Source organism: Kribbella sp. NBC_01505, assembly GCF_045040285.1.
Taxonomy (GTDB): Bacteria; Actinomycetota; Actinomycetes; order Propionibacteriales; family Kribbellaceae; genus Kribbella.
Genome location: NZ_CP109425.1, coordinates 8,377,925 through 8,404,465, shown reverse-complemented (window position 1 = coordinate 8,404,465; position 26,541 = coordinate 8,377,925). Strand labels below are relative to the sequence as shown.

30 protein-coding genes are annotated in these 26,541 nt (G+C 67.3%); 13 read left to right on the top strand and 17 right to left on the bottom strand.

All coding sequences use genetic code 11. From position 1 onward, the window contains the following. Positions 1–180: 180 nt before the first annotated feature. The 7 genes from OG474_RS39570 to OG474_RS39540 are packed head-to-tail and all read right to left on the bottom strand — an operon-like array spanning position 181 to position 6,803. Positions 181–636, bottom strand: coding sequence for a carboxymuconolactone decarboxylase family protein (locus OG474_RS39570; RefSeq protein WP_405058790.1), 456 nt, complete (start codon positions 634–636; stop codon positions 181–183). 32 nt (positions 637–668) lie between these two features. Further along, the gene (locus tag OG474_RS39565) at positions 669–1,451 is read right to left on the bottom strand and encodes a sugar phosphate isomerase/epimerase family protein (RefSeq protein ID WP_405058789.1); all 783 of its coding nucleotides are present in this window, start codon (positions 1,449–1,451) and stop codon (positions 669–671) included. A 1-nt stretch (position 1,452) separates the two neighbouring features. Then, the gene (locus tag OG474_RS39560) at positions 1,453–2,277 is read right to left on the bottom strand and encodes a carbohydrate ABC transporter permease (RefSeq protein ID WP_405058788.1); all 825 of its coding nucleotides are present in this window, start codon (positions 2,275–2,277) and stop codon (positions 1,453–1,455) included. Continuing rightward, positions 2,267–3,214, bottom strand: a complete 948-nt coding sequence (locus OG474_RS39555; RefSeq protein ID WP_405058786.1) for a carbohydrate ABC transporter permease — start codon at positions 3,212–3,214, stop codon at positions 2,267–2,269. Before OG474_RS39555 ends, OG474_RS39560 begins: the two co-directional genes overlap by 11 nt. A 3-nt stretch (positions 3,215–3,217) precedes the next feature. Next, positions 3,218–4,525 (bottom strand): ABC transporter substrate-binding protein, encoded by a 1,308-nt coding sequence (locus OG474_RS39550; RefSeq protein WP_405058785.1) that lies wholly within the window; start codon positions 4,523–4,525, stop codon positions 3,218–3,220. A 26-nt stretch (positions 4,526–4,551) separates the two neighbouring features. Further along, positions 4,552–5,766, bottom strand: a complete 1,215-nt coding sequence (locus OG474_RS39545; RefSeq protein WP_405058784.1) for a mandelate racemase/muconate lactonizing enzyme family protein — start codon at positions 5,764–5,766, stop codon at positions 4,552–4,554. A gap of 11 nt (positions 5,767–5,777) precedes the next feature. Beyond that, positions 5,778–6,803 carry a hydroxyacid dehydrogenase gene (locus OG474_RS39540; protein ID WP_405058783.1) on the bottom strand — a complete coding sequence of 342 codons (1,026 nt, stop codon included), beginning with the start codon at positions 6,801–6,803 and terminating at the stop codon, positions 5,778–5,780. Positions 6,804–6,901: 98 nt separating this feature from the next. On the opposite strand from OG474_RS39540, the gene OG474_RS39535 reads away from it, so the two are divergent. Genes OG474_RS39535 through OG474_RS39520 form a run of 4 tightly spaced genes read left to right on the top strand, consistent with a single transcriptional unit; the run spans position 6,902 to position 10,775 of the window. Then, the gene (locus tag OG474_RS39535; RefSeq protein ID WP_405058782.1) at positions 6,902–7,783 is read left to right on the top strand and encodes a LysR substrate-binding domain-containing protein; all 882 of its coding nucleotides are present in this window, start codon (positions 6,902–6,904) and stop codon (positions 7,781–7,783) included. A gap of 16 nt (positions 7,784–7,799) precedes the next feature. After that, positions 7,800–8,750, top strand: a complete 951-nt coding sequence (locus OG474_RS39530; RefSeq protein ID WP_405058781.1) for an SDR family NAD(P)-dependent oxidoreductase — start codon at positions 7,800–7,802, stop codon at positions 8,748–8,750. A gap of 11 nt (positions 8,751–8,761) precedes the next feature. Continuing rightward, entirely contained in the window at positions 8,762–9,562 is an 801-nt protein-coding gene (locus tag OG474_RS39525; protein ID WP_405058780.1) for a putative protein N(5)-glutamine methyltransferase, read from the top strand. 31 nt (positions 9,563–9,593) lie between these two features. Continuing rightward, complete coding sequence (locus OG474_RS39520; RefSeq protein WP_405058779.1) at positions 9,594–10,775, top strand: macrolide family glycosyltransferase; 1,182 nt, start codon at positions 9,594–9,596, stop codon at positions 10,773–10,775. Here the strand turns inward: OG474_RS39520 and add are convergent. Together add and OG474_RS39510 are read right to left on the bottom strand one after the other, a co-directional pair. Beyond that, the gene (gene add, locus OG474_RS39515; protein WP_405058778.1) at positions 10,760–11,773 is read right to left on the bottom strand and encodes an adenosine deaminase; all 1,014 of its coding nucleotides are present in this window, start codon (positions 11,771–11,773) and stop codon (positions 10,760–10,762) included. The genes OG474_RS39520 and add overlap by 16 nt on opposite strands. 27 nt (positions 11,774–11,800) lie before the next feature. Further along, positions 11,801–13,786, bottom strand: coding sequence for a GTP-binding protein (locus OG474_RS39510; protein ID WP_405058777.1), 1,986 nt, complete (start codon positions 13,784–13,786; stop codon positions 11,801–11,803). Between the two features lie 157 nt (positions 13,787–13,943). On the opposite strand from OG474_RS39510, the gene OG474_RS39505 reads away from it, so the two are divergent. Further along, the gene (locus tag OG474_RS39505) at positions 13,944–14,726 is read left to right on the top strand and encodes a phosphotransferase family protein (RefSeq protein ID WP_405058776.1); all 783 of its coding nucleotides are present in this window, start codon (positions 13,944–13,946) and stop codon (positions 14,724–14,726) included. On the opposite strand, the gene pyrH is transcribed toward OG474_RS39505, so the two are convergent. Beyond that, positions 14,719–15,426, bottom strand: coding sequence for a UMP kinase (gene pyrH, locus OG474_RS39500; RefSeq protein ID WP_405058775.1), 708 nt, complete (start codon positions 15,424–15,426; stop codon positions 14,719–14,721). The genes OG474_RS39505 and pyrH overlap by 8 nt on opposite strands. A 78-nt stretch (positions 15,427–15,504) precedes the next feature. On the opposite strand from pyrH, the gene OG474_RS39495 reads away from it, so the two are divergent. Continuing rightward, on the top strand, positions 15,505–16,179 hold the full coding sequence (locus OG474_RS39495) for a VOC family protein (protein ID WP_405058774.1): 675 nt from the start codon (positions 15,505–15,507) through the stop codon (positions 16,177–16,179). Between the two features lie 288 nt (positions 16,180–16,467). Here OG474_RS39495 and OG474_RS39490 read toward each other — a convergent pair whose 3' ends face one another. The 4 genes from OG474_RS39490 to OG474_RS39475 form a co-directional block, all read right to left on the bottom strand. Then, positions 16,468–17,232, bottom strand: coding sequence for an SDR family NAD(P)-dependent oxidoreductase (locus tag OG474_RS39490; RefSeq protein ID WP_405058773.1), 765 nt, complete (start codon positions 17,230–17,232; stop codon positions 16,468–16,470). Positions 17,233–17,337: 105 nt separating this feature from the next. Beyond that, positions 17,338–17,778: a GNAT family N-acetyltransferase gene (locus OG474_RS39485; protein ID WP_405058772.1), complete on the bottom strand. Its 441-nt coding sequence runs from the start codon at positions 17,776–17,778 to the stop codon at positions 17,338–17,340. A 13-nt stretch (positions 17,779–17,791) separates the two neighbouring features. Next, on the bottom strand, positions 17,792–18,322 hold the full coding sequence (locus tag OG474_RS39480; RefSeq protein WP_405058771.1) for an NUDIX hydrolase: 531 nt from the start codon (positions 18,320–18,322) through the stop codon (positions 17,792–17,794). Then, the gene (locus OG474_RS39475) at positions 18,319–18,747 is read right to left on the bottom strand and encodes a VOC family protein (RefSeq protein ID WP_405058770.1); all 429 of its coding nucleotides are present in this window, start codon (positions 18,745–18,747) and stop codon (positions 18,319–18,321) included. Before OG474_RS39475 ends, OG474_RS39480 begins: the two co-directional genes overlap by 4 nt. A gap of 83 nt (positions 18,748–18,830) precedes the next feature. Between OG474_RS39475 and OG474_RS39470 the strand changes: the two genes are divergently transcribed. From OG474_RS39470 to OG474_RS39450, 5 genes are all read left to right on the top strand, one after another. Continuing rightward, a complete protein-coding gene (locus OG474_RS39470) occupies positions 18,831–19,520 on the top strand; it encodes a hypothetical protein (RefSeq protein WP_405058769.1) in 690 nt (229 codons plus the stop codon). Positions 19,521–19,889: 369 nt separating this feature from the next. Beyond that, positions 19,890–20,339, top strand: coding sequence for a helix-turn-helix transcriptional regulator (locus OG474_RS39465; protein ID WP_405058768.1), 450 nt, complete (start codon positions 19,890–19,892; stop codon positions 20,337–20,339). Positions 20,340–20,344: 5 nt separating this feature from the next. Then, the gene (locus OG474_RS39460; RefSeq protein WP_405058767.1) at positions 20,345–20,764 is read left to right on the top strand and encodes a VOC family protein; all 420 of its coding nucleotides are present in this window, start codon (positions 20,345–20,347) and stop codon (positions 20,762–20,764) included. 49 nt (positions 20,765–20,813) lie between these two features. After that, complete coding sequence (locus tag OG474_RS39455; protein WP_405058766.1) at positions 20,814–23,174, top strand: ATP-binding cassette domain-containing protein; 2,361 nt, start codon at positions 20,814–20,816, stop codon at positions 23,172–23,174. Then, on the top strand, positions 23,161–23,697 hold the full coding sequence (locus OG474_RS39450; RefSeq protein WP_405058765.1) for a pyridoxamine 5'-phosphate oxidase family protein: 537 nt from the start codon (positions 23,161–23,163) through the stop codon (positions 23,695–23,697). Before OG474_RS39455 ends, OG474_RS39450 begins: the two co-directional genes overlap by 14 nt. On the opposite strand, the gene OG474_RS39445 is transcribed toward OG474_RS39450, so the two are convergent. Next, entirely contained in the window at positions 23,665–24,225 is a 561-nt protein-coding gene (locus OG474_RS39445; protein ID WP_405058764.1) for a TIGR03086 family metal-binding protein, read from the bottom strand. The two genes, OG474_RS39450 and OG474_RS39445, sit on opposite strands and share 33 nt — an antisense overlap. A 99-nt stretch (positions 24,226–24,324) precedes the next feature. After that, entirely contained in the window at positions 24,325–25,035 is a 711-nt protein-coding gene (locus OG474_RS39440; RefSeq protein ID WP_405058763.1) for an alpha/beta fold hydrolase, read from the bottom strand. Between the two features lie 67 nt (positions 25,036–25,102). On the opposite strand from OG474_RS39440, the gene OG474_RS39435 reads away from it, so the two are divergent. Continuing rightward, positions 25,103–25,387: an ArsR/SmtB family transcription factor gene (locus OG474_RS39435; RefSeq protein WP_405058762.1), complete on the top strand. Its 285-nt coding sequence runs from the start codon at positions 25,103–25,105 to the stop codon at positions 25,385–25,387. Continuing rightward, entirely contained in the window at positions 25,384–25,779 is a 396-nt protein-coding gene (locus tag OG474_RS39430; RefSeq protein ID WP_405058761.1) for a VOC family protein, read from the top strand. Before OG474_RS39435 ends, OG474_RS39430 begins: the two co-directional genes overlap by 4 nt. On the opposite strand, the gene OG474_RS39425 is transcribed toward OG474_RS39430, so the two are convergent. Then, positions 25,768–26,448, bottom strand: coding sequence for a VOC family protein (locus tag OG474_RS39425; RefSeq protein ID WP_405058760.1), 681 nt, complete (start codon positions 26,446–26,448; stop codon positions 25,768–25,770). The two genes, OG474_RS39430 and OG474_RS39425, sit on opposite strands and share 12 nt — an antisense overlap. Positions 26,449–26,541: the final 93 nt, after the last annotated feature.

Here is a 26,541-nt window from a genome sequence, read left to right as displayed (position 1 = left end):
GTTTTGGGGTGCGCTGCCTGCCCGAATCGGCCTGCCGGACTCCCCGAACTGGTTTGGGGTGCGCTGCCTGCCCGAATCGGCCTGCCGGACTCCCCGAACTGGTTTGGGGTGCGCTGCCTACCCGAAGTGGTCTGTTGAGCTCCCCGAACTCGTTTGGGGAGGGTCGGGGGGGTGGTGGAGTTACCAGGTTGGGCCGGCAGGGGCTTTGGTGATGGTGTTGAAGCGGTTGAACATATTGGTCAGGCCGATCATCAAGGTGATGGCGGCCAGCTGGGGCTCGTCGTAGTGGTTGGCGGCGGCCGACCAGGTCGCGTCGGAGACTGCCTCGGGGCGGTCGGCGATGCGGGTTGCCTCCTCGGTGAGGGCGAGGGCGGCGCGTTCGGCGTCGGTGAAGAGGTCGGATTCGCGCCAGGCGGCGACCTGGTGCAGGCGTTCGTCGGTCTCGCCGTTCTTCTGCGCCGACTTGATCCCGCCGTACACGCAGGCGGAGCAGCCGTTGATCTGGCTGGCCCGCAGGTGGACGAGCTCCAGTACCGGACCGGGCGCTCCGCCTTGGTGGACGGCCTTGAAGATGTTCTGGATGCCCTTCATGGCATCCGGCAGGAGCGCGGTCGGGTTGGACATACGAGCGGTCATGGGAGGTACTCCTGGTTTCCGTTGGGGTGTCTTCACTCCCTCGACGGATTCCGGACCCAGGATGTGACAGCGGTCTGAAGATCTTTTCGGACGCGTTCCTCGACAGATACGGACAGGTCCGAATACTGACCGGTCAGACAGATCGGGCCGTCGTACTGCGCTCGGACCAACGCCGCGTGAACCGCGTTCCAGTCGGACAAACCCTCGTCGGCCTGCCCGAAGTGGGTCTTCCAGCCGTCGGCGGTCTCGACGTACTTGGCGTTCTTGAGGTTGACGATGCCGAGCCGGTCGGCGCCGAGCTCGATCGTGACGGCCGGATCATCCCCGGCCAGCGCGTCGTGAGCCGCATCCCACACCAGCCTGAAGCGATCAGGAAGCGCTTCCAGCAGCTGCAGGACACCGAGTGTCGACGTGATGAACCGCCCGTGATGCGGCTGGACGCCGACCTGGACGCCATACCGCTCAGCCAGTACGACGGCCTCCTCCAGCAGCGCGCGATTCCGGCGTACCGCCGCCGCGTAGCTGTCGTCGCCCAGTGGCGCCATGATCCGGATCATCGGTACGCCGGCCTCGGCACAGGCCGCGAACACCGGCTCGGTCAGGTCCGAGGCTACGCTGATCGGCTCGATGCCCTCGTCGCGGAGCTGCTTGGTGAACGCCGGCAGCTCCGCTTCGACGGTCGCCGTCGTCACGTACGCCGTGTCCCGGACCGGGATCTCGGCACCGGCGAATCCCAGCCCGGCGATCAGCCGACCGAGTTCGGCGCCGGGCAGTCCTGCCCAAGGCTTGGTGAAGACGGACCAGAGATAGGTCATTTCAGCGGCCTCCCAGCCCACTCATGGTGATACCTCGGACAAACCAGCGCTGTGTCAGGAAGAACAACACGATCAGCGGGACGGTGGTGACGGTCGCGGCCATCAGGAGCAGATTCCACTGCGTACCGTTGGTGTCCTGGAACACCTGCAGCCCGACCGACGCCGTACGGGTCGCGTCGCTGTTCGAGATCACCAACGGCCAGAGCAGGTTGTTCCACTGCCCGATGAACTTGAAGACCGCCAGTGTCGCGATCGCGGGGACGGCCAGGGGCACGATCACCCGGACGAATGCTTGCCAGCGGTTCGCGCCGTCCAGACGAGCGGCCTCCTCGTAGTCGCGCGGGATGCCGAGGAAGAACTGACGCAGCAGGAACACGCCGATCGCGGTGAACGCGTGCGGCAGGATCATTCCCGGCCAGGTGTCGATCCCGTGCAGCTTCGCCACCAGCACGAACTGCGGGATCAGCGTCACCTGCGACGGGATCATCAGGGTCGCCAGGTAGATGCCGAACAGCCAGCTGCGACCGGGGAAGTTCAGCCGCGCGAACGCGTACGCCGCCAGGGCCGCGGTCACGGTCTCGAGCAGGGTGGTGCCGGCGGCGAAGTAGACGGTGTTCAGCAGATACTTGCCGAGTGGCACGAGTTCGAAGGCGCGGGTCAGGTTCTCCGGGTGCCAGCTGCTCGGCCAGAACGACGGCTTGGCCGCCATCGACTCGGCATCGGACTGGAACGCGACCAGCACCATCATCACGACCGGAACCAGCGTGAAGGCGGTCGCGAGAAAGCAGACGAAGACGACCAACCGGCGCCGCAGCTCAGTTGTCATAGTGCACCAACCTCCGCTGAAACAGGAACTGTGTCACCGTGATCAGCACGATGAAGACGAAGAGCACCAGCGACTGCGCGGCGGCGTACCCCTGGTCGTAGTTCTCGAAGCCGGTCCGGTAGATGTACATGACCAGCGTGGTCGTGCGGGTGCCCGGACCGCCGTTCGTCATGATCAGCGCCTGGTCGAAGACCTGGAACGAACCGATGATCGACGTCACGATCACGAAGAACAGCGCCGGCGACAGCATCGGCAGGGTGATGTTACGGAAGCTCTGCCAGGTCGACGTACCGTCCACGCGGGCCGCTTCGTAGAGCTGCTGCGGGATCGCCTGCAGACCGGCCAGGAAGACGACCATGCCGAAGCCGAAGCTCTTCCAGACACTCATCAGGATCAGCGCGGGCATCGCCCAGTTGTCCGAGATCAGCCACTGCGGCCCGTCGATCCCGAACCACCCGAGCACGGCGTTCACCAGGCCGTCGTGCGGGATGTAGAGCCAGATCCAGACGAACGCGACCGCCACCGTGATCGTTGCGTACGGCAACAGGAGCAGGGATCGGAAGACCGAGATCCGTTTCAGGCCCTGGTTGAGCAGCAGGGCCAGGACGAGGCTGACCGCGATGGTCAGCGGGACGCTGACGAACGTGAAGTACGCCGTGTTGCCGAGCGCGGACCAGAACGTCGGATCGGGCCCGAGCCGGGCGAAGTTGCGCAGACCGGCCCACTTCGGGGGACTGAACAGGTTCCAGTCGAGGAGCGAGATGACTCCGGCCGCGACCACGGGGCCGGCGGTGAAGATCAGGAAGCCGATCAGGCTGGGCAGGATGAACAGCCAGGCCGTGAGTGACTCGCGGTTGCGCCAGCGCGGGGTCGGTTTCGTCCCGGTCGGGGTCGTCGTTCGCGGTGGGGCCGCGGGCGAGGCGGTGTCGACGGCCATCGTTCACCCCTTCCGGGCGGCGGATTGGCGGACGGTGTCCTGGTGCTGACGCATCAGGATGTCGAGGCGTGGGGTGAGGCCGGCGATCGCGTCGGTGACGCTCACCTGACCGAGGAACGTGCGGGGGAGATCCTGGCCGAGGAGTTGCTTGACCTGGTTCCAGTTCGTGGTGACGTCGAACGAGTGCCCGCCGGCGAGCTTGCCGGCCAGGATGTCCTGGACGATGCCGAGGTTGTCCGGTGGCTTCTGGAACGCGCTGCCTGCGCTGAGCCGGGCCGGGTTGTTGCGGCCCGCCTTCGCGTAGATGTCCAGGGCACCGGTGCTGGTGAGCGTCTTGAGCAGCTTCCACGCGAGGTCGAGCTCCGCTCCTTCGCGCACCCCCGATGGAATTCCGAAGCTGGATCCGGAGACTCGCGGCGTGCTCCCGGCAGCGCCGGCCGGGAACGGGATCACGTCCCAGTCGAACTTCGCCTTGCGCACGTTGACGACCTGCCACGGGCCGTTCTGCATGAAGGCGACGTTGCCCTGGATGAAGTTGGACAGCGAGCTCTCGGTGACCAGGTTCTTGATCGGTGGCGTGACCTTGTCCTTGACGAACAGGTCGATCACGAACTGGATCGCCTGCATCGCCTCCGGTGCGTTGAGCGTGCTCCGGTCGGCGGCGTCGTTCATCACGTTGCCGCCGGCGCAGTAGATCCAGGAGACGAGATCGTCGATCGCCGGCGCGCAGGTGAAGCCGTACTGGTCCTTGCCGGTCAGCTCCTTCGCCAGGTCCCGGAACGTTGCCCAGGGCATCGGCTCGGTCCGGGACGGGAGAGCGATTCCCTGTTTCTGCAGCAGGGTCTTGTTGTAGTAGAGGACGGTCGGGGCGACGTCGAAGCCGATCGCGTAGGTCTTGCCGTTGAAGCTCGAGATCCGTTGGCTGGTCGGGTAGAAGTCGTCGAGGTCGAAGTCCGGATCCGCCTTGATCAGGTCGTCGAGCGGTCGGTGCGCTCCACGGGCCGCGTACGTCGGGATCAGGGTGCCGTTGATCGCGGTGACCAGGCTCGCGGTGCCGCTGACGAGTTGCAGGTCGAGTTTGGTCGGGTAGCCGCTCGACGGTGTCAGAGTCGGGACCGACTTCACGCCGAGCTGCTGCTCGACGTACTGGCTGAAGTCTTCCCAGACCTTCTTCTCCGCGGCGCTGCTCGACCACATCGCCCAGGTCGCGGCGCCGCTGGGCGGACCGGTTGAGCATCCGGTGACGGCCGCCCCCAGGCCGGCCAGTCCGGTGAGTTCGAGAAAGCTGCGGCGGGACAGCTTGGCCGGCATGGCTCTCCTCTCGATTTTGCGGTTCTTCAGTTGAAGGCGAGGTCGATGGACTCGGCGCGGATGCGCTCTTCGTCGACCTGTATGCCCAGGCCTGGGGCGGTCGGGACCGTTGCGACGACTCCTTTGAATACCTTCCCCGCCCCACCGCCCCAGTCGGTGATCGTGAGTCCTTCGACATACAGGTCGGAGAGCAGCTCCGGCCCGTTGAGTTCCGCGGGGAGCGCGAGCTCGAGCTGGCTGAAGACGTGCAGCGCGGCAGCGAACGCGATCCCGCAGTCGGTGAGCCCGCTGGCGAGGATCTCGAGACCGCCGGAGAGCGCTGTCTGAGCGGTCTTGAGGGCATTGCGCAGGCCGCCGGACTTGCAGACCTTGATCACGACGAGGTCGGCCGCCTCCAGCCGGATCGCGCGGGCCAGGTCCTGGGCGGAGAAGCTGCCTTCGTCGATCGCGACCGGGAGATCGATCATGGTTCGCAGGCGCTGCATGGCGAGGGTGTCGGTGCTGGGGACCGGTTGCTCGACGCAGTGGATGGTGCGGATGTCGCGGGTGCGGTCGAGGAGTTGTTTGAGGGCGCTCGGGCGGTAGGACTGGTTGGCGTCCAGCCAGAGCGGTTTGCCGCCGGCGACCTCGGCCACGGTCCGGATCGCTGCCGCGTCGGCGTCCAGGTCGCCGCCGATCTTCACCTTGTACGCCGCGTAGTCGGAGGACTGGATGGCATGGTCGCGAACCGTGTCCTGGTCGCCGACGCCGATCGCGGAGCAGAGGGGGATCTCGTCGTGGAGCTTGCCGCCGAGGAGAGCGTGTACTGGGATGCCCGCGAGTTTGCCGGCCGCGTCATGCATGGCCACGTCGATGGCGGCCCGGGCGAAGGGGAAGCCGTTGGAGACCGCGGGGCTCAGCCGCTTGGCCGCGCGTTGGTGGAAGAGCTCGACGTCGAAAGGGGTGAGGTCGAGCAGGATCGGCGTGAGATGGCGGCGGATGATCACCGCCATGGTCTCTGCGGTCTCGTAGCTCCAGCTGGGGAGCGCTCTCTGCTCTCCCCAGCCGACCACGCCGTCCTCGGTGGTCAGCTTCACGAAGATCACCGCGGTCGACTGATCCGGCTTGGCTCCCGGCGCCCCGACCGCGCCACTACCCAGCACGAACTTCCGCGCGAAGGGAACGGCGACGGGGAAGACCTCGACCGACCGGATGCGCGCCCCGGACCCGATCCGAGCCGGACTCGGCTGTTGGTTGCTCATCGCGTTTCCCCTTACGCCGCGATCGACCAGGTGGCCGGGTCGACGAAGCTTGGGCCTCGCGTGCCGTGGTCAAGCCAGTTGAGCGCGTCCTTGAGCACGTAGCCCGCCAGGGCGAGGTGGCCTTCGGCGGTGTCGCCTGCGATGTGCGGGCTGAGCAACAGGTTCCGGGCCTGGAGAACGCTCTCTGTGAAGCTCGGTGGCTCGGGGTCGTAGACGTCCAGTGCCGCGTACAGGCGGCCGTCGAGGACGTGGTCGAGGAGAGCGTTCTGGTCGATCGCGGGTCCGCGCGAGGAGTTGACCACGACTGAGCCGTCCGGGATCCGGCTGATCAGCTCGCGGGTGATCATGCCCTTGGTCTCCGGCACGTTCGGGACGTGGATCGTCAAGAAAGCGCTCTCTACGGTCTCTCCGAGTTCGGCCGTGCGCACGCCGAGCTGGGCAGCGCGCTCGGCATTCAGGTAGGGGTCGTAGACGACGATGTCGCAGCCGAAGGGCTTGAGCAGGGTGATCAGCGCGCGGGCGGTGCTGCTCGCCCCGACGATGCCGACCTTGGCGCCGGCCAGTTCGTGTCCGCGGAAGCCGGTCTGCTTCCAGCCGCCGGTCCGGATCGCGCCGTCGAATCGGGGGAGCCGCCGAGCCAGCGTCAGCATCGCCGCGAGACAGTACTCGCCGACCGACCATGCGATCCGCGGTCCCGCCGAGAACACGGTGACGCCCTGATCCAAGATCGCCGGGTCGATGAGGTTCTTGACGGTTCCGGCTGCGTGCGCGACCACCTTCGGTCCGGTCCCGTCGGACCACAGTTCCTTGCTGAGCGACGGCGTACCCCAGCTGGTCAGTACGACGTCCGCTCCGGCTACGAGGTCCGGTACGGCGGCCGGGTCGAGTGCGGCCGGCTTGGCCGCGTCGTCCGGACCGGCCAGGTGCTGCTCGGTGGCCCAAACCACCTCGAACCGCTCGTCGAGCAGGCGCCGCGTCGCCGCGTCCACCACATCGGCGGCCCGCGCGGGTGACATCAGCGCAGCAAGTCTCAGCACAGGAGGCACTCCCTCAAAGTTCGTCGGTACGACGACGGTAGGCGCTTTCCGTTATGCAGGTCCAAGCCCGATTTCGCATGAACCGATACCGTGCCGGTATGGATCTCTCGCTCCAGCAGCTCCGTGGGTTTGTCGCAGTGGCCGAGGAAATGCACTACGGTCGCGCCGCCCAGCGCCTGAACCTCACCCAGCCCCCGCTCACCCGGCAGATCCAGGGCCTGGAGCGCTCTCTCGATGTCCGGCTCTTCGATCGAACCGGGCGCGGAGTCCGGCTCACCGCGGCCGGCGATGCGTTCCTGGATCACGCCCGCCGGGTCCTCGCGCTCCTCGAGGTCGCTCCCGAGGCCGCGCGCCGGGCCGCGGACGGTCACACCGGCACACTGCGCATCGCATTCACTGCGATCGGCGCGTACGCCGTACTGGCTGACTTCCTGACCACGGTCGCCAAGCACGCGCCGGCTGTGACGGCGGAGCTGACTGAGCTGGTCAGTCCGGATCAGTTCGAGGCTCTGGCAGATCTGAAGATCGACATCGGCCTCGTGCGGCCGCCGATCCCGGCTCAGTTCACCTCGGTACTCGTCCACTCCGAGGACCTGGTGCTCGCCGTACCGGCTTCGCATCCGCTGGCGGTCGGCGATTCGACGGTGACGCTGGCCGATGTCACCGAGGAGTACATCGGGTACAGCCCGGAGGGCTCGCAGTACCTGCATGACATCTGTGCGGCGATGATCGGCATGGACCGGTACGCCGTCAGCCAACTGGCCTCGCAGGTACCGACGATGCTGGCGTTGGTGCGGGCCGGGTTGGGGTGCGCGCTGATCCCGCGATCGATCATGGCGATGCGCGTGGAAGGTGTCAGCTACCGTGAGCTGGATGCGGCGGACGCGCACTCGGTGACGCTGCACGCCTGCTGGAGTCCGGACAATCCGAATCCGGCACTGCAACGGCTGACGGCAAGCTTGACTTCGAGCGCGCTCTAGCTCGTAGGCTCGCAGCATGACTGGACAGCACGCGATCGGCTCGGGATTCGGGCACGACAGCACCGCGGACGAGGTTCTCGACGGCATCGATCTGACCGGCAAGCTCGCGGTCGTCACCGGGGGATACTCCGGCCTCGGCCTCGAGACCACCCGCGCCCTGGCGAAGGCCGGCGCGCACGTAGTGGTCCCGGCTCGCCGACCGGACGCAGCCAAGGAGGCTCTCTCTGGAATCTCCGGTGTAGAGATCGACGAGCTGGATCTCGGCGATCTGGACAGTGTTCGGGCCTTCGCGGACCGGTTCCTCGCGTCGGGTCGCAGTATCGATCTGATGATCGACAACGCGGCGATCATGGCCGCGCCGGAGACCCGGGTCGGGCCCGGCTGGGAGGCGCAGTTCGCGACCAACCACCTCGGCCACTTCACGCTCGTGAACCGGCTCTGGCCGGCGATCGTCGCTGACGGCGGCGCGCGGGTGGTGTCGGTGTCGTCGAGCGGGCACCGGCGTTCGGACATCCGCTGGGACGACCTGCAGTTCGAGCAGGGCTACGAGAAGTGGGCGGCCTACGGCCAGGCGAAGACCGCGAACGCGCTCTTCGCGGTGCAGCTCGATGCCCTCGGCAAGGATTCCGGCGTGCGCACGTTCGCGCTGCACCCGGGCGGCATCCTGACCCCGCTGCAGCGGCACCTGGAACGCGAGGAGATGGTCGGGTTCGGCTGGATCGATGCCGAGGGCAACCCGCTGAACCCGGGCTTCAAGTCACCCGAGCAGGGCGCCGCGACGCAGGTCTGGGCGGCGACCTCGCCGAAGCTCGAAGGGCTCGGCGGACTGTTCTGCGAGGACTGCGAGATCGCGGAACTCTCCACCGACGACAGCCCGGGTGTCCGTCCGTATGCCGTTGACCCGGCCTCGGCGGCGCGGTTGTGGACGATCTCGGCGGAGCTGACCGGAGAGAACGCGTTCCGGTAGTCTCCGACGGAGTGTCTGTTCCCACTTCGTCCGCCGACCTCGTCAGCCGCCTACGCGCGGCCGGATGTGTGTTCGCCGAGGACGAGGCCGCGCTGATCACCGAGACCGCGCGCGACGCCACCGAGCTCGAGGCGATGACGGTACGCCGGGTCTCCGGCGTACCGCTGGAGTACGTGGTCGGCTGGGCGTGGTTCCGCGGGCTGCGGATCGCGGTCGATCCTGGCGTGTTCATCCCACGTCGGCGGACCGAGTTCTTGGTCGCGGAGGCGCTGCGGGTGACCGCGCCGGGTGCCGTTGTCGTCGACCTGTGCTGCGGCGCGGGGGCGCTCGGAGCGGCCGTCGCTTCCGAGCGAGAGGTGTCGCTGTACGCCGCGGACATCGAGCCGGCCGCCGTGCGGTGTGCCGAGCGCAACCTCGCGCCGTGGCAGGGAGCGCTCTCTCAAGGAGATCTGTACGACGCGCTGCCCGCCCAGATCCGCGGGCGGATCGACGTACTGCTGGCGAACGTGCCCTACGTACCGACCGACGAGATCCGCCTGCTCCCACCAGAGGCCCGGCTGTACGAGCCGCGGGTGACGCTCGACGGCGGACCGGACGGGTTGAGCACGCTCCGGCGAGTCGCGGCGGGTGCCACCGACTGGCTCGCGCCGGGTGGGCATCTGTTCGTCGAGGTCAGCGACCATCAGGCACCGGTGGCTCAGGCCGTGTTCACCGAATACGGCCTGACCGCCGACCTCACAGTCGACGAGGAGCTCGGCGCGAACGTTGTCCACGGCATCTATCTGCCCGTAGGGGCAAATCCGGTCGCGTAGCCTGCCGCCGGATCGAGATGATGGATGGGTTATGGGTAAACACATCGCGTTCCTCACCATCCCCGCCGCGGGCCACATCAATCCGACTCTGCCGCTGGTCGCCGAGCTTGTCCGGCGCGGTCACCGCGTCAGCTACGCGACCGGACCGACGTACCGGAGTGCCGTCGAGGCGGCCGGGGCCACGCTGATCGATCTCGGCTGGGTTCCTAAGCAGTGGAAGGTGTCTCCGGGCGGACAGACGACGGCTGATCTCAGCGCGATGCTGACCGGATCCGTGCGCGCCTCGCGCCCGGTGATGGCGATCATCGAGCAGGCGTTGCGCGACGACCGGCCGGATCTGTTCTGCTACGACATGCTGACCTTCACCGGCTCGATGGTCGCGGACCGGCTCGGCCTGCGGGCGGCGACCACGGTGGCGAACCTCGCGACGAACGAGCACTACGACACCAGCGCGATGTTCGTGCCGGCGGACTTCGATCCGTCGCATCCGGCGTTCCAGGAGTTCCTGGCTGAGCGGGCGGCGTTCGCGGCGGACTTCGACGTACCGGTGGACAAGGTCGCGGCGGCGGGTGCGGTCGCGCCGCTCAACCTGGTGTTCATCCCGCGCGAGTTCCAGATCGCGGGGGAGACGTTCGACGAGAGGTTCCACTTCGTCGGTCCTGCGATCGGCGCCCGGGTGCCGACCTCCGGCTGGGAGCCGCCGTCGGATGGGGCGCCGCTGTTGTTCATCTCCCTCGGTACGGCGGTCAACCATCGGCCCGACTTCTTCGCAGCCTGCACCAAGGCCTTCGCCGGTACGCAGTGGCAGGTGGCGATGGCCATCGGCGACCAGGTCGACCTCGCCGAGCTCGGTGAGCTCCCGCCGAACTTCGACGTCCGGCCGTACTTCCCGCAGCCCGAGGTGCTCGCGCACGCCAGCGCCTTCCTCACGCATGCGGGCATGAACTCGGTGATGGAGTCGCTGCTCAATCGGGTGCCGATGGCTACTTTCCCGCAGACTGCGGAACAGCAGGCGAACGCCGGTCGGGTCGCGGAGCTCAACCTGGGTCGGCAGCTCGCTGACCTGGCGCCTGAGTCACTCCGATCGACGGTCGACGAGATCGCGGCCGATCCCGCTATCCGTGCGGCCCTTGCCGACATGTACACGCACCTCGAGGCAGCCGGCGGCCCGGTTCGAGCCGCCGACGCCGTGGAGGCCTACTTCTCGGACTGAGCGACGTACTCGTCGATGGCGGCGAGGTGTTCGGCGATGCGCGCCGGGTCGTCGAAGGACGCTCGGAAGCTGGCTCGGGCGAGCTCGGCGAGCGTTGCCTGGTCGAGGCCGAGGTGTTCGTGGATCGCTTCGTAGTTGTCGTTGATGTAGCCGCCGAAGTAGGGCGGGTCGTCGGAGTTCACGGTGACCACGACGCCTGCCTCGTGCAGCATCCGCAACGGGTGCTCGGCCATGGATGGCACGACTTGCAGGGCCACATTCGACAGCGGGCAGACGGTGAGCGGTATCCCTTCGTCGCGGAGGCGGGTCATCAGAGCCGGGTCGGTCGCCGCGGCGACGCCGTGATCGATGCGGTTGGGGCGGCAGACGTCCAGGGCTTCGCGGACGTAGTCGGCCGGTCCGTCCTCGCCGGCGTGGATCGTGGTCCGATAACCGCGGGCGCGCGCAGTCTCGTAGTACTCGGCGAACTTTCCCGGCGGGTTGCCGCGCTCAGCCGCGCCGAGACCGATGCCGATGATCTGGTCGCTCCATGGCGCGATCAGATCCAGTACTTCGAGGGCGGCGGCTTGTGAGCGGTGTCGCTGGCTGGTGACCATCAGCGCGCCGTCGATGCGGAGATCGCGGCGGGCGTCGGCGATCGCGGCGAGGGCGCTGTCGATCTGGTCGCCGATCGGTATGCCGGAGTCGAGGAACGACTGGACGCCGAGCGACATCTCGGTCCGACGCACACCGTCGGCGGCCGCGCGGGTCAGGTAGGCGTGGGTGAGGTCGTAGAAGTCCTGACTCCGGCGCAGCGCCGAGGCGCCCTTGAACAGCAGCGGCAGGAAGTGTTCGAGCCCGGTGAAGCGGTACGCCGCTCGCAACTCGTCGAGATCCGACCAGGGCAGCTCGATCTCGTTGCGCGCGGCAAGCATGAACAGCATCTCCGGCTCGAGCGTGCCTTCCAGATGGACATGCAGCTCGGCCTTGGGCAGCCCCGCGATGAATCCGTCGACCATCGGTCACCTTTCTCTCGGGTCCTGAATCTACAGGCGGCGCTGGACGTGGAGGAGGTAGTCGGGGCGGCTGAGGGGGTTGTGATCGGTGCGCGGACGGTCGGGCGGGGTGCCGTGGACGGGGTGGTAGTGGGAGAAGGCGGATTCGAGGACGCCTTCGCCGCGGGTGAGGCTGGGGAGTTGCTGTTCGAGTTGATAGATGGCGGCTGCGGGGATGGTGCCTTCGAGGACGGAGATCGTTGCGGCGAGAGCGGGTGCTTGGGGGATCGCGCGGAGGCGGGCGAGCGCGGCGAGGACTGCGCTGACGGACTCGGTCGGGACTTCTAGCTGGAATTGGTGCATCGGCTCGTGGACCGTCGTGGCGGCTTGTTGGAGCGCGGTCATCAGGACCAGGGGAGTGAGGTTGCGGAAGTCGCCGGCAGTGCTCGACATGCTCTTGTCGAAGACAGCGTGGGAGTGGCTCTGCCGTGGTGAGTATCCGGAATGCGTCAGGAACACTCGGGCATCCGGGATCGCCCAACCGTGCAGCCCTTGCGAGAGCGTTTCCCGGACGGTCTCCTCGATCGCCTTCATGAACGCGTACGGCATCGAGCCGAGCTCGACCTCCAGCTCGAACGCGACGCCCTCGTCGACCGGCGCCGGCTCGATCCGCAGGCCGATCGTGGCCAGGAACGGGTTGCCGTCCTTCTTGTTGAGCTCGTACGCCGCTCCGGTGCCGCGCAACCGCTCTATGCAGATCGTCGTGGTCTCCCGGAAGCCGACATCGATGCCGAACTCGGCCGCGAGCGTGGTCTGGATGACCTCCTTCTGCACCTCGCCGTACAGGGAGACCGCGATCTCCTGGCGCAGGTCGTCCTGGCGGACGTTGATCAGCGGATCCTGTTCGGCCAGTTGCGAGAGCGCTTCCCGCAGCTTTCCCTGATCGCTTTGCCGGGTCGGCGTCACGACGGTCTCGAGCGTCGGGGGAGCGAAGAAGCCGTTGGTCGATGACTTGGCGGGAACCTCGGTGCCGTTGAAGACGCGATCACCGATCTGTACGTCGGGCAGTCCCCAGGCCTGCGCGATCTGTCCGGCCACGACCTCATCCGTGAGCACGGCCGTGCCGTTCGCGAACACGCGCAGTCCGGTGACCTTCGCCTCGCGGTCGCCGTACTGGATGCGATCCCGAATCCGCAGGGCTCCGGAGAACATCCGGACGTAAGCGATCTTCTCGCCGGCTGCGCCGCGCTCGACCTTGAAGATCGCGCCGTGGAGCGCTCTCCCGTCCGTTCTCGCGTACGGCAGCAGCTCGCGGATGCCGTCGATCAGGGCGTCCGTGCCGGTCCCGGTGATCGCGGAGCCGAAGTAGACGGGATGCACCAGGGCGTCTGCGGTCTGCCGGGCGAGCGCGCTCCGGAGAAGATCACGAGAGAGCGCTTTCTCGTTCTCCACGAAGGTTCTGAGCAGGTCGTCGTCGTTCTCGGTGAGGACCTCGATCAGAGCGCCGTACGGGTCGGCGGTGGTGAAGGTTGCAGTGCGCGTGCCGAGGCCGGCGACCGTTCCCATCGGTACGACGGCCGGCGAGAGCTTGTCGGTGATCGCTTTCAGCACGCCGTCGTACTGCGCGCCTCGGCGGTCGATCTTGTTGACGAAGATCAGCGTCGGGATCCGCAACCGCTGCAGGGTCCGCATCAGCACCCGCGTCTGCGCCTGCACGCCTTCGACGGCGGACACCACGAGCACCGCGCCGTCGAGCACGCTCAGCGCCCGCTCGACCTCGGCGATGAAGTCCGGGTGGCCGGGAGTGTCGATCAGATTGACCGTCACCGGGTCGACGTCGCCGATCGTGAACGACACGACCGCCGACTTGATCGTGATCCCGCGCTGCCGTTCCAGCGCGAGTGAGTCGGTCTGGGTACTACCGTTGTCGACGCTACCGACCTCGTCGATGACTCCGGCGGCGTACAGCAGCCGCTCGGTCAGACTGGTCTTACCGGCGTCGACATGCGCCAGGATCCCTAGATTCAGTACTTTCACGCGGCCTCATGTCCTCAGAGCAGATGTCCATTCCTTCCACGACAGACATGAAGCGAGTTCGCACGATGTACTCCTTGACTAGGGTTCCGAACACCTCGAGTAGATCAATGACAGTGAAGTCCGTCCAAACGTTTTAGCCCCCGGCTAAAGGAGCCCTATGCAGACAGCTGAAGCCAGCGAGTACGCCGCCGCCGTCCTCGGACCGATCGAATCCGTCGAGCCCGTGCAGGGATTCGTCGGCAACCAGACGTTCCGCCTCCGTGCCGTCGACGGCACGGTCGCCTATCTGAAGACCGGCGCCACGATCGCCGCCGAGTCACACGCGATCGAGCAGGCCGCCACGGTCGGCGTAGCCGTCCCGGAGATTCTTACGACCAGCCTCGGCACTCCGCCGTACCTGATCCTGGCCGAGGTCGCGGGCACGCCGTCGGACGATCCCGATGTCCTGGTCCAGGCGGTGCAAGCGCTCCGCCGCCTGCACGGACTCCACAACGCCGAGGCCGACTGGGCCGGAACGCTGACTCCGCTGATCGACGAGTTGGAAAAGCTCGAGAGCGTTATCCCGGACGAGCTGGCCGACCGCCTCCGCGCGACCATGCCGCCGTTCATCGCGGAGGTCGCCGACGTTCGGCCGGCGTTGCTGCACGGCGACGTACACACTCGGCACCTGTACGCCGTCGACGGCAAACTGACCGCGATCCTCGACTGGGGCGACGCCTGCTACGGGGATCCGCTCTACGACCTCGCCCGCCTCACGATCACTGCCGACCCGTCGATCGTGCTCGGCGCCTACGGCCTGACGCCGACTGAGAGCCTGCAGAGAACACTCTCTCGTTATCGCATCCTCTGGTCGCTAGCTGCATTGCACGCCGAGCATGCGGCTGGCGGCGACTGGTTCGACCCCCATGTACGGCGGATCGCGGCCGAACTGCTCAGCTGATCAGGGTGCCGATGTGTTTGCCGCTGCTGATCGATGCGGCCGCCGCCGGGCGGTCGATGTCGAAGACGTGCAGCGGCAGACGGTGGTCGCGGGCCAGGATGAATGCCGCCTGGTCCATCACGCCGAGACCACGATCGATGACCTCTTCGTAGCTGAGGTGGTCGAAGCGGGTCGCGTCGGCGTGCTTGTTCGGGTCGGCGTCGTACACGCCGTCGGCGCCGTTCTTGGCGACCAGCAGGGCGTCGGCCTCGAGCTCGACGGCGCGCTGCACGGCCGGGTAGTCGGTCGTGGTGAACGGCTGACCGTTGCCTCCGGCAAGGACCACGATCGAGCCCTTCTCCAGGTGCCGCAGCGCCCGCATCCGGATGTACGGCTCGGCGATGTTGTTGATCGGGACCGCTGTCATCAGCCGGACCCCGTGCGCACCGAGCGCGGCGAGCCGGCCGCGCAGCAGGACCGCGTTGATGACGGTGCCGAGCATGCCGATGTTGTCGGCCTCGACCCGGTCGATGCCCCAGTCCTCGGCGCGGTTGCCGCGGAACACGTTCCCGCCGCCGACGATCACCGCGACCTGGACACCGGTGGCGCGCAGCGCGATCACCTCGGTGGCCAGGTGGGTGAGCCGGTCGCTGGCGAACCCGAACTCGTCACCTCCGGCGATTGCCTGGCCGGACAACTTGAGCACGAGCCGTCGGTACATGCTGCTCCGTTCCTTGCGATTGGCGGTGCTGGTCTTATATCACTCGAAACTGTCGGAGCCTGCGTCTAGCCTCCTCGCATGGACGTATTGACGGTGCAGGCGATCCAGGACGCCGGGCTGACCGACTGGAGCAAACTCGGCACGGCGCTGCACGCGCGGTTCCTGGTCGGGTCGTTCGCGGAGGCAGTCGCGTTCGCGCAGGAGGTGGCGGAGATCTCGGCCGGTCACGATCCTGAGGTTCGGATGACGGCGACGTTCGTCGACCTCAGGCTGCTCACTCCAGGCTCGGTGTATCGGCAGGAGGGTCGGCCCGACCGAATTTGGTCCTCCGTCACGCAACTCGACATCGACCTCGCTCGCGAGATCAGTGCGTTGGCCGCAGCGCGTGGTCTGCAAGCTGACCAGGAAGGCAACTTCGAGGCTGAGCTGGGCCTCGACACCGCCGATGCGGCGGAGATCGGCCCGTTCTGGGCGGCGTTGCTCACTGGGGACGCGGCCAACTACGACCATCCCGAGGTCGTCGATCCCACCGGCCGTGCGCCGAGTCTGTGGTTCCAGAAGACCTCGGCCCACGAGGCACCGCGGCAGCGCTTCCACTTCGACCTCTGGATGCCGATCGCGCTGGCTCCCGCCCGGATCAAAGCCGCCGTCGCCGCTGGCGGCACGGTCACCGACGACTCGGATCCGTCCTTCACCGTGCTCTCCGACGCCCAGGGCAACCGCGCCTGCATCTGCACAATCGAAGGCCGCTAACGAGACTCTCCTGCCCTCCGGCGGCACTGGGGAGCATTACCTCCCGAAAACGACCGGTAGAACTCCCCAACCCCACAACAACCCCGATCCGACGACTACAGCTCGCCTAGCCCAGCGACAAACCGCCGTACCCACAACGTCCGAAAGACGCGCCGGCCTGGTCTCCGCATCGTCGGACGTTAACCACCGCTCACGGCTAACGTCCGACGAACCTGCACGCCTGGTCTCCGGATCTTCGGACGTTGTGGTGGGCAGACGGCCGCCGAGCAAGGGGGGAGCCTGGCTGGTTCAGAGGTCGTAGCCGCCTGAGGCCTCGAGGGTCTGGGCGGTCACCCAGCGAGCCTCGGGGGAGAGGAGGAACGTGATCACGGCTGCGACGTCTTCGGATTCGCCGATACGACCGAGTGCGGTGTTGTCGGCGATCGGCGGAATCAACTCCGGGTACTGCGCGAACGCGTCGCCGCCGAGGCGGGTCCGGGTGACGCCGGGAGCGACGGCGTTCACCCGGATGCTGCGGGCGCTCAGCTCCTTGGCGAGGTAGCGGGTGAGGACGACCTGGGCGCCCTTCACGCTGCCGTACACCGAGTAGCCGTTCGAGGGCCGCGAGCTCAGCAGGCCCGACGTGCTGGTCGTGAACACCACGGCCCCGCCGTCGGCGATCAAGGGCAGCAGGGTCTGGGTGAGGAAGTACGGGCCTTTGAAGTGGACGCCGATCATCTGGTCGAACAGTTCTTCGGTGGTCTCCTCGAACGGCACCGGCTGCTGCCCGACCCCGGCGTTGTTCACCAGGAAGTCGAACGTGTCCCGCCCCCAGCGCTCCCGCAGCGCCTCCGAGACCGCGTCCCGGAAACCGGAGAGCGCTCCCTGGCTGCTCACGTCGAGCCGCAGGGCGACCGCCGTACCGCCGTCTTCCTCGATCTGCTGGGCCGTCTCCAGCCCGCGCTCGGCGCTGCCGTGGTAGGTGAGGATGACGCCGATGCCGCGCTTCGCGACCTCGACGGCCGTGGCCTGGCCGATTCCGGAGCTTCCGCCGGTGATGACAGCAATTTGCATGATCGCGCCTATCTCCTACAACGTCATGGTTGGTTACCTCTCCAGTGAACATTGTGGGACAGGGGTTTCCGTAGACCATTGCTCGCCATCATTTGCACGATCCTGTCAGGACGGCGGATGCGCGACGAACCCTGTCTTCTCACCCATGTCGAAGCCGCAGGCCCGGTAGTACGCGTGGGTCGACTCGCGTTTCGACCCGGTCAGGAGCATCACCTTGTAGCAACCGGCGTCCCAGGCTGCCTGGAGGGTGCCGGCCATGATCGCCTTGCCGATCCCGGTCCCACGGCGTGCCGAGTCGACGATCACGTTCTCGACTACCCCGTACGGCGCGGCTCCGCGACTGAGGTTCGGCATCAGGTTGAGGTAGGTGGAAGCGATCACCGCGCCTTCGTCCTCGAGGACGAACAGGTGCATGCCCGGGGTGCGCAGGATCTCGTCGTACGTCGCCGCTGCGCGGTCCTGCGGGACGATCGGGTCGTTGGGATGCAGTTGCTCGTAGAGCCGCATCACGCCGGCAAAGTCCGTGGCCTCAGCCTCACGAAACATGGCTCGACCCTACTCAACGCCCGAGCCTATTCAACGCCCGAGTCCATTCAACGCACAGGCGGCTCTCGGTGATCAGGGGTTCCCAGCCGGCCGCCGTACGGTGGTGTGACGCGGTCAGGTGCAGGACGGCTTCGTTGCGTGCAGCAACATGTTGGACGACCGGCCAGCCGAGGGGCGACGTGTCTTCGGCGGTCATGTCGGCCGGGTCCATCCAGGCGACCTCGCTGATCCGCGCCTCGGTCGTGCGCAACTCGACAGCTGACTGCGGCGTCGCCTCGTAGTACAGGATGTCGACCCTGCGGCCGCGCCAGCGGTGCCGGCAGTCGGCGACGATCCGGCCCGGTGTGACCAGCACGCCTGTCTCCTCGGCGGTCTCGCGAGCTGCCGCCTCGGCGGCCGTTTCCCCGGGTTCGACGTGGCCGCCGGGGACCTCCCAGCGGACCACGCCCAGTCGTTCATGCCGGACCATCAGGATCCGCCCGCGCGAATCCACCGTGCAGGTGAACGCCGTGAGGCGCAGCGGCAGGTCGATTGTCTTGCTCACGGCACCCCCACCAGTAGACAGAACGGATGCCCGGCCGGGTCGGCCAGGACATACAGAGGTTCGGACTCTGCCCCGGTCCGGTCCAGCAGAACCTGAGCTCCGAGCTCCTCTGCCCGCCGCCGATGCAGGTGCAGTTCCTCGACCGTCGGTACGGCGAAGTCCATGTGCATCTGCATCGGCACCTCAGGCGACGGCCAGGTCGGCCGCGCCAGGACCTGCACCTCCTGAACGGCGAGCTGCCGGCGACCGTCGTCGTCAACCAGCACCAGCCAGTCCGCTTCGTCCGGCGTACCGTCGGTGGGTGGTTCGTCGCCTGGCCGGTACCGCAAGCCGAGGAGCTGCCGATAGAACTCGGCCAGCTTTCGCGCGTCCAACGCATCAACTGCGGTGTGCATCCGCTGTGGATAGCCGCTCTCGTCGCCCATTCCTCCATCCTCGCAAATCTGTAGGGGCGGCAGGTTCCGGACAGCTGGCGGTGTGAGCGGGTGTGGATTCCTAGGCTGCTGGAATGGATGTCAGGGCTCGAGACAAGGCCAGTGCGCTGACCGAGAAGGTCTGGGCGACGTACTCCGACATCATCGCGACGCCCACCACCGGCCTGAGTACGCGGCGCCCGGTCCTCTTCACGCGCTTCATGCGGCAGGCCTCGAAAGCGGCGGGCGCGTTGTTCCGGATCATCCACACCGACCTGGACGACCCCGCGCCCCGGATCGCCTACGGCCAGATTCTGATGACGCAGGCGAAGCTCTACTCGGCTGGTCGGGGTTCCGGCGGCATCGTCATGACCCAGGCCATCGGGTGTTCGCGGGCGGCGCTCTGGGCCCTGTACGGCGCGGAGCTCGGCGGCGGTGTCAGCGCGTTGACCGCACTCTCGGCCGAGGCGCCGGTCTCCTTGAGCATCGGTGGGGACGACCGCCTCATCACCGCACGCGAGCGCCTGGGCTACGCCGCGACCGCCCGCCTGCGCCTCGCCGAGGGCCTGGCCGCGAACCAACCGGGCAAGCTGAAGTACCCCTGCACGCCCGCCCACGTACACGACTTCCTCAGGTCCGCCGACAAGCTCCACTTCGGCGACGCCGACCAGCCCTCGAGATGCCAACTCGAATCATGCTGGGACTACGACTCGGCCAGCGAGGCCGAAGTACTGACCGCCGAGGCCAACAGAATCTTCGAGTTCCGCGGCCCCCTGGAAACCTGAGCCAGGCGCGGCCGGTGTCGTGGGCGGTGGTTGCTCGCCGCTGCGGCCGATTTACAGAGGCGGGTGGCCGGCCAGGTCTTGGGCTGAGGGGGATGGCGAGCTCGGTGACCGCGTACCCGCCGCTTGAGCTCCCGGGCTCCGGTTGCGATGCAAGAAACGAGGGGATCTCCCCGCAAGTTGCTGGTTCTCCCCTCAAAATATGAGCAGAGAACGGTCAACCTGAACGGATATCCGCCGAAATTCCGCAGGGCCGCAGCGGCGACCAGCCACCGCCTACCCCACCGGCCGAAGACCCCAGCGACCACGACCGACCACCTGTCGCGATACCGCTCTCGACGGTCTGCTCACGTCCGTGTAAGGATCTTGGGTATGGCGGGGAAAAGTGCTGAGGAGCAGCGGCTGGAGGATCTGGTCCGGTTGCGGCGGGTGCGGGACCGGATCGACCGGGAGTACGCGCAGCCGCTCGATGTCGACGCCCTGGCTCGGGGTGCGGGCATGTCCTCGGGGCACCTGAGCCGCGAGTTCAAGCGGGCCTACGGGGAGTCGCCGTACAGCTACTTGATGACGCGGCGGGTGGAGCGGGCGATGGCCCTGCTGCGGCACGGGGAGATGAGCGTGACCGACGTGTGCTTCGCGGTGGGCGGTTCGTCGCTCGGCACGTTCAGTACGCGGTTCACCGAGCTGGTGGGGATGTCGCCGAGTGTGTACAAGCGGGAGGTGAGCCAGGCCGCGGCCGGGTTGCCGTCGTGTGTCGCCAAACGCGTGACCAGACCGATCAGGAATCAAGAAGCAGATCAGGCCGCGACCCACCTACTGTGATGGTCATGAGCACAGCAGACATCAAGATTCAGAGCAGCTTCCTTCCGCACACCGATCCGGACGCCTCCGTGGCCTTCTTCCGGGACCTGCTCGGGTTCGAGGTGCGGATGGACGTCGGCGGCGGCACGATGCGGTGGATCACCGTGGGGCCGGCCGGTCAGCCGGACACCGCGGTCGTGCTGACCCCGCCGTTCGCGGACCCGGGCATCACCGAGGACGAGCGCAGGACCATCACCGAGATGATGGCCAAGGGCACCTACGCGACGCTGGTGCTGTCGAGCCCGAACCTGGACGAGGTCTTCGAGAAGATGGTTGCCGGTGGCGCCGAAGTGATCCAGGAGCCGACCGACCAGCCGTACGGCGTGCGCGATGCCGCGTTCCGTGACCCGGCGGGCAACCACATCCGCATCAATCAGCAGGCCTGACCCCGACACACGCCCCCGCCTGAGACGGCACTGACCTGGAGAACCGCGAATGACCGAGCATGTTGCCGACAGCCACGATCTGATCCGGGTCGTCGGCGCCCGCGAGAACAACCTGAAGGACATCAGCGTCGAGATCCCGAAGCGCCGGCTGACGGTGTTCACCGGGGTGTCGGGCTCGGGCAAGAGCTCGCTGGTCTTCAGCACGATCGCCGCGGAGTCGCAGCGCCTGATCAACGAGACGTACAGCGCGTTCCTGCAAGGGTTCATGGCCAACCAGTCCCGCCCGGACGTCGACGTACTGGACGGGCTGACCACCGCGATCATCGTCGACCAGGAGCGGATGGGCGCGAACCCGCGCTCCACGGTCGGTACGGCGACCGACGCGAACGCGATGCTCCGGATCCTGTTCAGCCGGATCGCGAAACCGCCCGCGGGGCCGCCGACGGCGTACTCGTTCAACGTGCCGCGGCGGGTCGCGACCGGCTCGATGGTCGCCGACAAGGGCGCCGGGGTGAAGCAGGTCGTCCGCGAGGCCGTGTACGCCGGCGGCATGTGCGCGCGGTGTGAGGGGATGGGCGCGGTCACCGACTTCGACCTGACCGCCCTGTACGACGACAGCAAGTCCCTGAACGAGGGCGCGCTGACCATCCCGGGCTACAGCATGGAGGGCTGGTACGGGCGGATCTTCCGTGGCTCCGGCTACTTCAACCCGGACAAGCCGATCAGGAAGTTCACCAAGAAGGAACTGCACGACCTGCTGCACCGGGAGCCGACCAAGATCAAGGTCGAGGGCATCAACCTCACCTACAGCGGGATCATCCCGCAGATCCAGAAGTCGTTCCTGAGCAAGGACGTCGAGGCGATGCAGCCGCACATCCGCGCGTTCGTGGAGCGGGCGGTGACGTTCACGACCTGCCCGGACTGCGGTGGTACGCGGCTCAGCCAGGAGGCGCTGGGATCGAAGATCAGCGGCAAGAACATCGCCGACCTGTGCTCCATGCAGATCAGCGACCTGGCCGACTGGATCCGCAAGCTGAAGGCGCCGTCGGTGGCTCCGCTGCTGAACGCGTTGGGGGACACGCTCGACTCGTTCGTGTCGATCGGTCTCGGATACCTGTCGCTGGACCGGCCGGCCGGCACGTTGTCCGGTGGTGAGGCGCAGCGGACCAAGATGATCAGGCACCTCGGGTCGTCGCTGACCGATGTCACCTATGTCTTTGACGAGCCGTCGATCGGCCTGCACCCGCACGACATCCAGCGGATGAACGAGCTGCTCCTGCAGCTGCGCAACAAGGGCAACACCGTGCTGGTGGTCGAGCACAAGCCGGAGATGATCGCGATCGCCGACCACGTCATCGATCTCGGCCCGCGCGCCGGTAGCGAGGGCGGCGAGGTGGTGTTCGAGGGCACGGTCGACAAACTGCGCGCCAGCGACACGTTGACCGGGCGACACCTCGACGACCGCGCCAAGCTCAAGAGCGAGCTGCGGACGGCGAACGGCGTACTGGAGGTTCGGGGCGCGGACGCGAACAACCTGCAGAAGGTCGACGTCGACGTACCGCTCGGGGTGCTCGCGGTGGTGACCGGAGTGGCCGGGTCGGGGAAGAGCTCGCTGATCCATGGGTCGATCGCGGATCGCGAGGGTGTGGTGACGGTCGACCAGAGCGCGATCAAGGGCTCCCGGCGGAGCAACCCGGCGACGTACACGGGGATGCTCGAGCCGATCCGGAAGGCGTTCGCGAAGGAGAACGGCGTCAAGCCGGCGCTGTTCAGCGCGAACTCCGAGGGCGCCTGCCCGGCGTGCAACGGGGCCGGCGTGATCTACACCGACCTCGGGGTGATGGCGACCTTCGAGGCGACGTGTGAGGAGTGCGGCGGGAAGCGGTTCCAGGCGGCCGTGCTCGAGTACACGCTCGGCGGGCGGAACATCTCCGAGGTGCTGGGGATGTCGGTGGCCGAGGCCGTCGTGCTCTTCGCCGAGGGTGCGGCCAAGGTGCCGGCCGCGCACAAGATCCTGGATCGGCTGGCGGATGTCGGGCTGGGGTATCTGAAGCTGGGGCAGCCGCTGACGACGCTGTCCGGTGGTGAGCGGCAGCGGCTGAAGCTGGCCACGCAGATGGCCGACAAGGGCGAGGTCTACATCCTCGACGAGCCGACGACCGGGCTGCACCTGGCCGACGTCGACAACCTGCTCGGGCTGCTCGACCGGCTGGTCGACTCGGGGAAGTCGGTGATCGTGATCGAGCATCACCAGGCCGTGATGGCGCATGCGGACTGGATCATCGATCTGGGTCCTGGGGCTGGTCATGACGGCGGTAAGGTCGTCTTCGAGGGCACCCCGGCGGCGCTGGTGAAGGCTGCCAAGACACTGACCGGAAAGCATCTGAAGGAGTACGTTGCCACTCACTAATCCCTGGCTGAACGGCCCGACTCCGTCGGGTGAGCTGCCGCGGGAGTCGTTGGAGGAGCGGATCCTCAACCTGCTGTCGACGCAGAACCTCGCGGTTGTGGCCACGGTGAACCGGGATGGTTCCCCGTCGGCCACACCGGTGCGGTACTACAGCCTCGGCTTCGAGATCTTCTACACCTCGTGGGACAGCTCGGTGAAGTCGCGCAACCTGCGCCGCGATCCACGGGTGTCGGCGGGCATCGTCGTACCGTATGTCGGCCTGGCGTCGAGCCGAGGCGCTCAGCTGTTCGGGACCGCGCGGACGTTGGCGCCGGATGATGCGGGTGCGTACTGGGAGGCGTTTCGGTGGCAGTCCGAGTACGCCGAACGCGGGCGGGCGCTGGATGAGGCGCCGACCGATCCGCTCACGGTGATCACGCCTTCGCGGATCCTCTATACCGACCACTGGTTGCGTCGGTCGGGCCACGCGCCGCGCCAGACGTGGCGGCCGTTAGACGGGTCGGCGGCCGAAGGCGTCGAGTAGCTTCAGCTGGGCGGGGGCGTCGGAGGGGACCTTGCCGCTCGGGCCGTCGCCGTACGAGCCGAAGGCAAGCATCTCGGGCAGCTTTGGTTCGATAACTCGCCAGACCGCCTCGGTGAGTCGGGCGTCCACTGTCTCGTCCAGCCGCGCGGTCCACAACAGGTCCCACGCGTGCACGACGAGATCGACCAGCCGGTAGCGCAGAAACGCTTCCGCCGGAATGTCTCCGTTGGGGTGATGGACAACCTGGTCCTCAGCCGCGGCCTCGAACGCCGCCAGCTGCGCGGCCGCCGACTCCTGCACCACCTTGAGCTCCGGCCCGAATCCCTGGGCACGGGTGATCTCCCAAGCCTCCGCCGCGCTCACCCCCGACAGGGCCGCTACGGCGAACCGGTTGCCGCCCACGACGTGCTCGACAAGCTCGTGCACGTCCACCTCGCATGGTGTCGGGAGGTGCCAGCTTTCGTCAGGCAGCTCCTGCACCACGCGCTCGAACTCGGCCGACGCCGCAACCAGCAGTTCCACATCCATGCGGACACAGTACGGCGTCGGTAGCGACATGGAGTGGGGTTTTTTTTCGGGCTGCCGGGCGACGGTGCTGAGCGTGGCGGGTCGCCGGCTTCTGGACTTCTACGTGTCGTTGGCGACGACTTCGTCGAGGGCGGACAGGAATTCGGCGAACTGGGAGTACCAGATGGTGTGGTCGGCGTCGGGGATCGCGCGGACGTCGAAGCCGAGGGTGCGGAGTTCGGCGGCTCGGGTGGGGGTGACGTAGCGGCTGGGGGCGGCGTGGATCAGGACGTCGGGGGTGAACGGCGGGTGTTCGGTGTAGGCCAGCTCTAGGGCGACTGCGGTGGGGATGTCGAACTGCTTGGCGGCTGCTGCTTCGACTTCACGGTCGGTGTCTGACCAGGTCGGCTTCGTTCTGCGGAGGGCTTCGACTGTCCGGCCGGCTCGGGCTGCGGCGAACTTCGCGGTCAGGTCTGCTGCGGTCTGGGGTGAGCTGGCGGGTGCGGTGAGTGGGATGTCTACGTAGACGGCTCTGGCTGGTTGCAGGGCGGGGAGGGCTGCGGCCAGTACGACGCCGCCCAGCGACTGACCGATCGCCAGTGCCGGGTTGGCGGGGACTGATGCGGCGACGGCAACGGCCCAGGTGGCGAGGTCGGACTCGGCGGTGGGGGAGTTGCCGTGGCCGGGGAGGTCGACGCCGATGGCTCGGTAGCCGCGGTCGGCGAGGGCCGGTCCGACGCGGTGGTACTGCTGGGCCGAGCCCATCATCCCGTGCAGCAGTACGGCGATGCGGTCGCCTTCGCCCCAGGTCGTCGTACGGAGAGGGTTCATCTCTGCTTGGACGCGTTGTGCGACCGGGGAGTTGATAGGCAAGTGGTTACTTGCCTATAGTGGGGGCGTGGTCACGGTGTTCCGGGCGTTGGACGACGAGACGCGGCGGGTGATTCTCGACGAGCTGGCGGCGCGTGACGGCCAGACGTTGTTCGAGATCTGCTCGACGCTGTCGACGCGGCATGGGCTGGCGTCGACCCGGCAGGCGATCTCGCAGCATCTGGGGGTGCTGGAGGCGGCCGGGCTGGTCGTGACGGAGAAGCGTGGACGCTCGAAGTTCCACTATTTCAATCCCGCGCCACTCGCGGAGATCGCGCGCCGGTGGCCGGTCGGAGAGAGGACCGCCGAATGAGAATCAACATGGTGAGTGTGTTCGTGGACGATCAGCGGGCGGCGCTGGCGTTCTACACCGATGTGCTCGGCTTCACGAAGAAGCACGACATCCCGCTCGGCGAGGCCTCGTGGCTGACCGTCGTTTCACCGGAGGCGCCGGACGGTGCGGAGCTGTTGCTGGAGCCTGCGGGTCACCCGGCGGTCAAGCCGTACCGCGATGCGCTCGTCGAGGACGGGATTCCGCTGGTGCAGTTCGCCGTGGATGACGTCGAGGCCGAGCACGCTCGGCTGACCGGGCTCGGGGTTGTGTTCACGCAGCCGCCGACCGATGCGGGCACGGTGATGATGGCTGTCCTCGACGACACCTGCGGGAACCTGGTGCAGATCGTCTCGCCGAAGTCAGCCGGCTAGGACGACGAACTCGTTGCCGTCGGGGTCGGTCAGGGTGTTTCCCTCGCCGGGCGTCGCGCCGAGTTCGACGAGACGGTCGACCTCTTCCTGACGGTTGCCGTCGGCAACCAGCGTGAACTGCAGGCGGTTCACGCCGAGTTTGGGGTTCACGGGCGGGCCGCCCCAGGCGATCTTGGTCCCGCCGTACGGCGCTTGGATCGCGGTCTCCTCGTCCTCGTCCCAGACGAGCGGCCAGTCGAGCGCCTTGCTCCAGAAGTAGCCGACGGCCTGGCTGCCGTCCGAGGAGAGCGCGCCGATCAGGGCGGTGTTGGCGAGGAAGTTGTTGGTCGGCTCGATCACACAGAACTCGTTGCCTTCCGGATCAGCCAGTACGACGTGCGGGATGTCCGGCAGCTGTCCGATGTCGAGGTGCTGGCCACCGAGTTCGAGAGCGCGGTCGACCTGCTGCTGCTGGTCGTCGGGCGACGTACTGGTCACGTCGAAGTGCATCTGGTTCGGGCCGAGCTTGGGGGCGTCGCTGGCGACGAACCGCAACTTGAAGGCCCGGTCGTCGGCAGGTGCGACGACGACGTCGTCGGACAGCTCGAAGCCGAAGAATCCGGCCCAGAAGCGCGCCAGCTTGGCAGGGTCCTTCGCTGCGTAGGTCAGTTCCTGCAGACGAACGCCCATCGGTACCCACATCCCAACTCGTAGCCGGTTCGACACGAGCACCTTAGACCGGCTCCCGCCCCGGAGCACCCGAATATCGCACCAGGGCGGGCA

Bases quoted from the DNA above. Each gene is read 5' to 3' on its own strand.
- OG474_RS39570 (WP_405058790.1), bottom strand. From the start codon at position 636: ATGACCGCTCGTATGTCCAACCCGACCGCGCTCCTGCCGGATGCCATG.
- OG474_RS39565 (WP_405058789.1), bottom strand. From the start codon at position 1,451: ATGACCTATCTCTGGTCCGTCTTCACCAAGCCTTGGGCAGGACTGCCC.
- OG474_RS39560 (WP_405058788.1), bottom strand. From the start codon at position 2,277: ATGACAACTGAGCTGCGGCGCCGGTTGGTCGTCTTCGTCTGCTTTCTC.
- OG474_RS39555 (WP_405058786.1), bottom strand. From the start codon at position 3,214: ATGGCCGTCGACACCGCCTCGCCCGCGGCCCCACCGCGAACGACGACC.
- OG474_RS39550 (WP_405058785.1), bottom strand. From the start codon at position 4,525: ATGCCGGCCAAGCTGTCCCGCCGCAGCTTTCTCGAACTCACCGGACTG.
- OG474_RS39545 (WP_405058784.1), bottom strand. From the start codon at position 5,766: ATGAGCAACCAACAGCCGAGTCCGGCTCGGATCGGGTCCGGGGCGCGC.
- OG474_RS39535 (WP_405058782.1), top strand. From the start codon at position 6,902: ATGGATCTCTCGCTCCAGCAGCTCCGTGGGTTTGTCGCAGTGGCCGAG.
- OG474_RS39530 (WP_405058781.1), top strand. From the start codon at position 7,800: ATGACTGGACAGCACGCGATCGGCTCGGGATTCGGGCACGACAGCACC.
- OG474_RS39520 (WP_405058779.1), top strand. From the start codon at position 9,594: ATGGGTAAACACATCGCGTTCCTCACCATCCCCGCCGCGGGCCACATC.
- add (WP_405058778.1), bottom strand. From the start codon at position 11,773: ATGGTCGACGGATTCATCGCGGGGCTGCCCAAGGCCGAGCTGCATGTC.
- OG474_RS39505 (WP_405058776.1), top strand. From the start codon at position 13,944: ATGCAGACAGCTGAAGCCAGCGAGTACGCCGCCGCCGTCCTCGGACCG.
- pyrH (WP_405058775.1), bottom strand. From the start codon at position 15,426: ATGTACCGACGGCTCGTGCTCAAGTTGTCCGGCCAGGCAATCGCCGGA.
- OG474_RS39495 (WP_405058774.1), top strand. From the start codon at position 15,505: ATGGACGTATTGACGGTGCAGGCGATCCAGGACGCCGGGCTGACCGAC.
- OG474_RS39490 (WP_405058773.1), bottom strand. From the start codon at position 17,232: ATGCAAATTGCTGTCATCACCGGCGGAAGCTCCGGAATCGGCCAGGCC.
- OG474_RS39485 (WP_405058772.1), bottom strand. From the start codon at position 17,778: ATGTTTCGTGAGGCTGAGGCCACGGACTTTGCCGGCGTGATGCGGCTC.
- OG474_RS39475 (WP_405058770.1), bottom strand. From the start codon at position 18,747: ATGGGCGACGAGAGCGGCTATCCACAGCGGATGCACACCGCAGTTGAT.
- OG474_RS39470 (WP_405058769.1), top strand. From the start codon at position 18,831: ATGGATGTCAGGGCTCGAGACAAGGCCAGTGCGCTGACCGAGAAGGTC.
- OG474_RS39465 (WP_405058768.1), top strand. From the start codon at position 19,890: ATGGCGGGGAAAAGTGCTGAGGAGCAGCGGCTGGAGGATCTGGTCCGG.
- OG474_RS39460 (WP_405058767.1), top strand. From the start codon at position 20,345: ATGAGCACAGCAGACATCAAGATTCAGAGCAGCTTCCTTCCGCACACC.
- OG474_RS39455 (WP_405058766.1), top strand. From the start codon at position 20,814: ATGACCGAGCATGTTGCCGACAGCCACGATCTGATCCGGGTCGTCGGC.
- OG474_RS39445 (WP_405058764.1), bottom strand. From the start codon at position 24,225: ATGGATGTGGAACTGCTGGTTGCGGCGTCGGCCGAGTTCGAGCGCGTG.
- OG474_RS39440 (WP_405058763.1), bottom strand. From the start codon at position 25,035: ATGAACCCTCTCCGTACGACGACCTGGGGCGAAGGCGACCGCATCGCC.
- OG474_RS39430 (WP_405058761.1), top strand. From the start codon at position 25,384: ATGAGAATCAACATGGTGAGTGTGTTCGTGGACGATCAGCGGGCGGCG.
- OG474_RS39425 (WP_405058760.1), bottom strand. From the start codon at position 26,448: ATGGGCGTTCGTCTGCAGGAACTGACCTACGCAGCGAAGGACCCTGCC.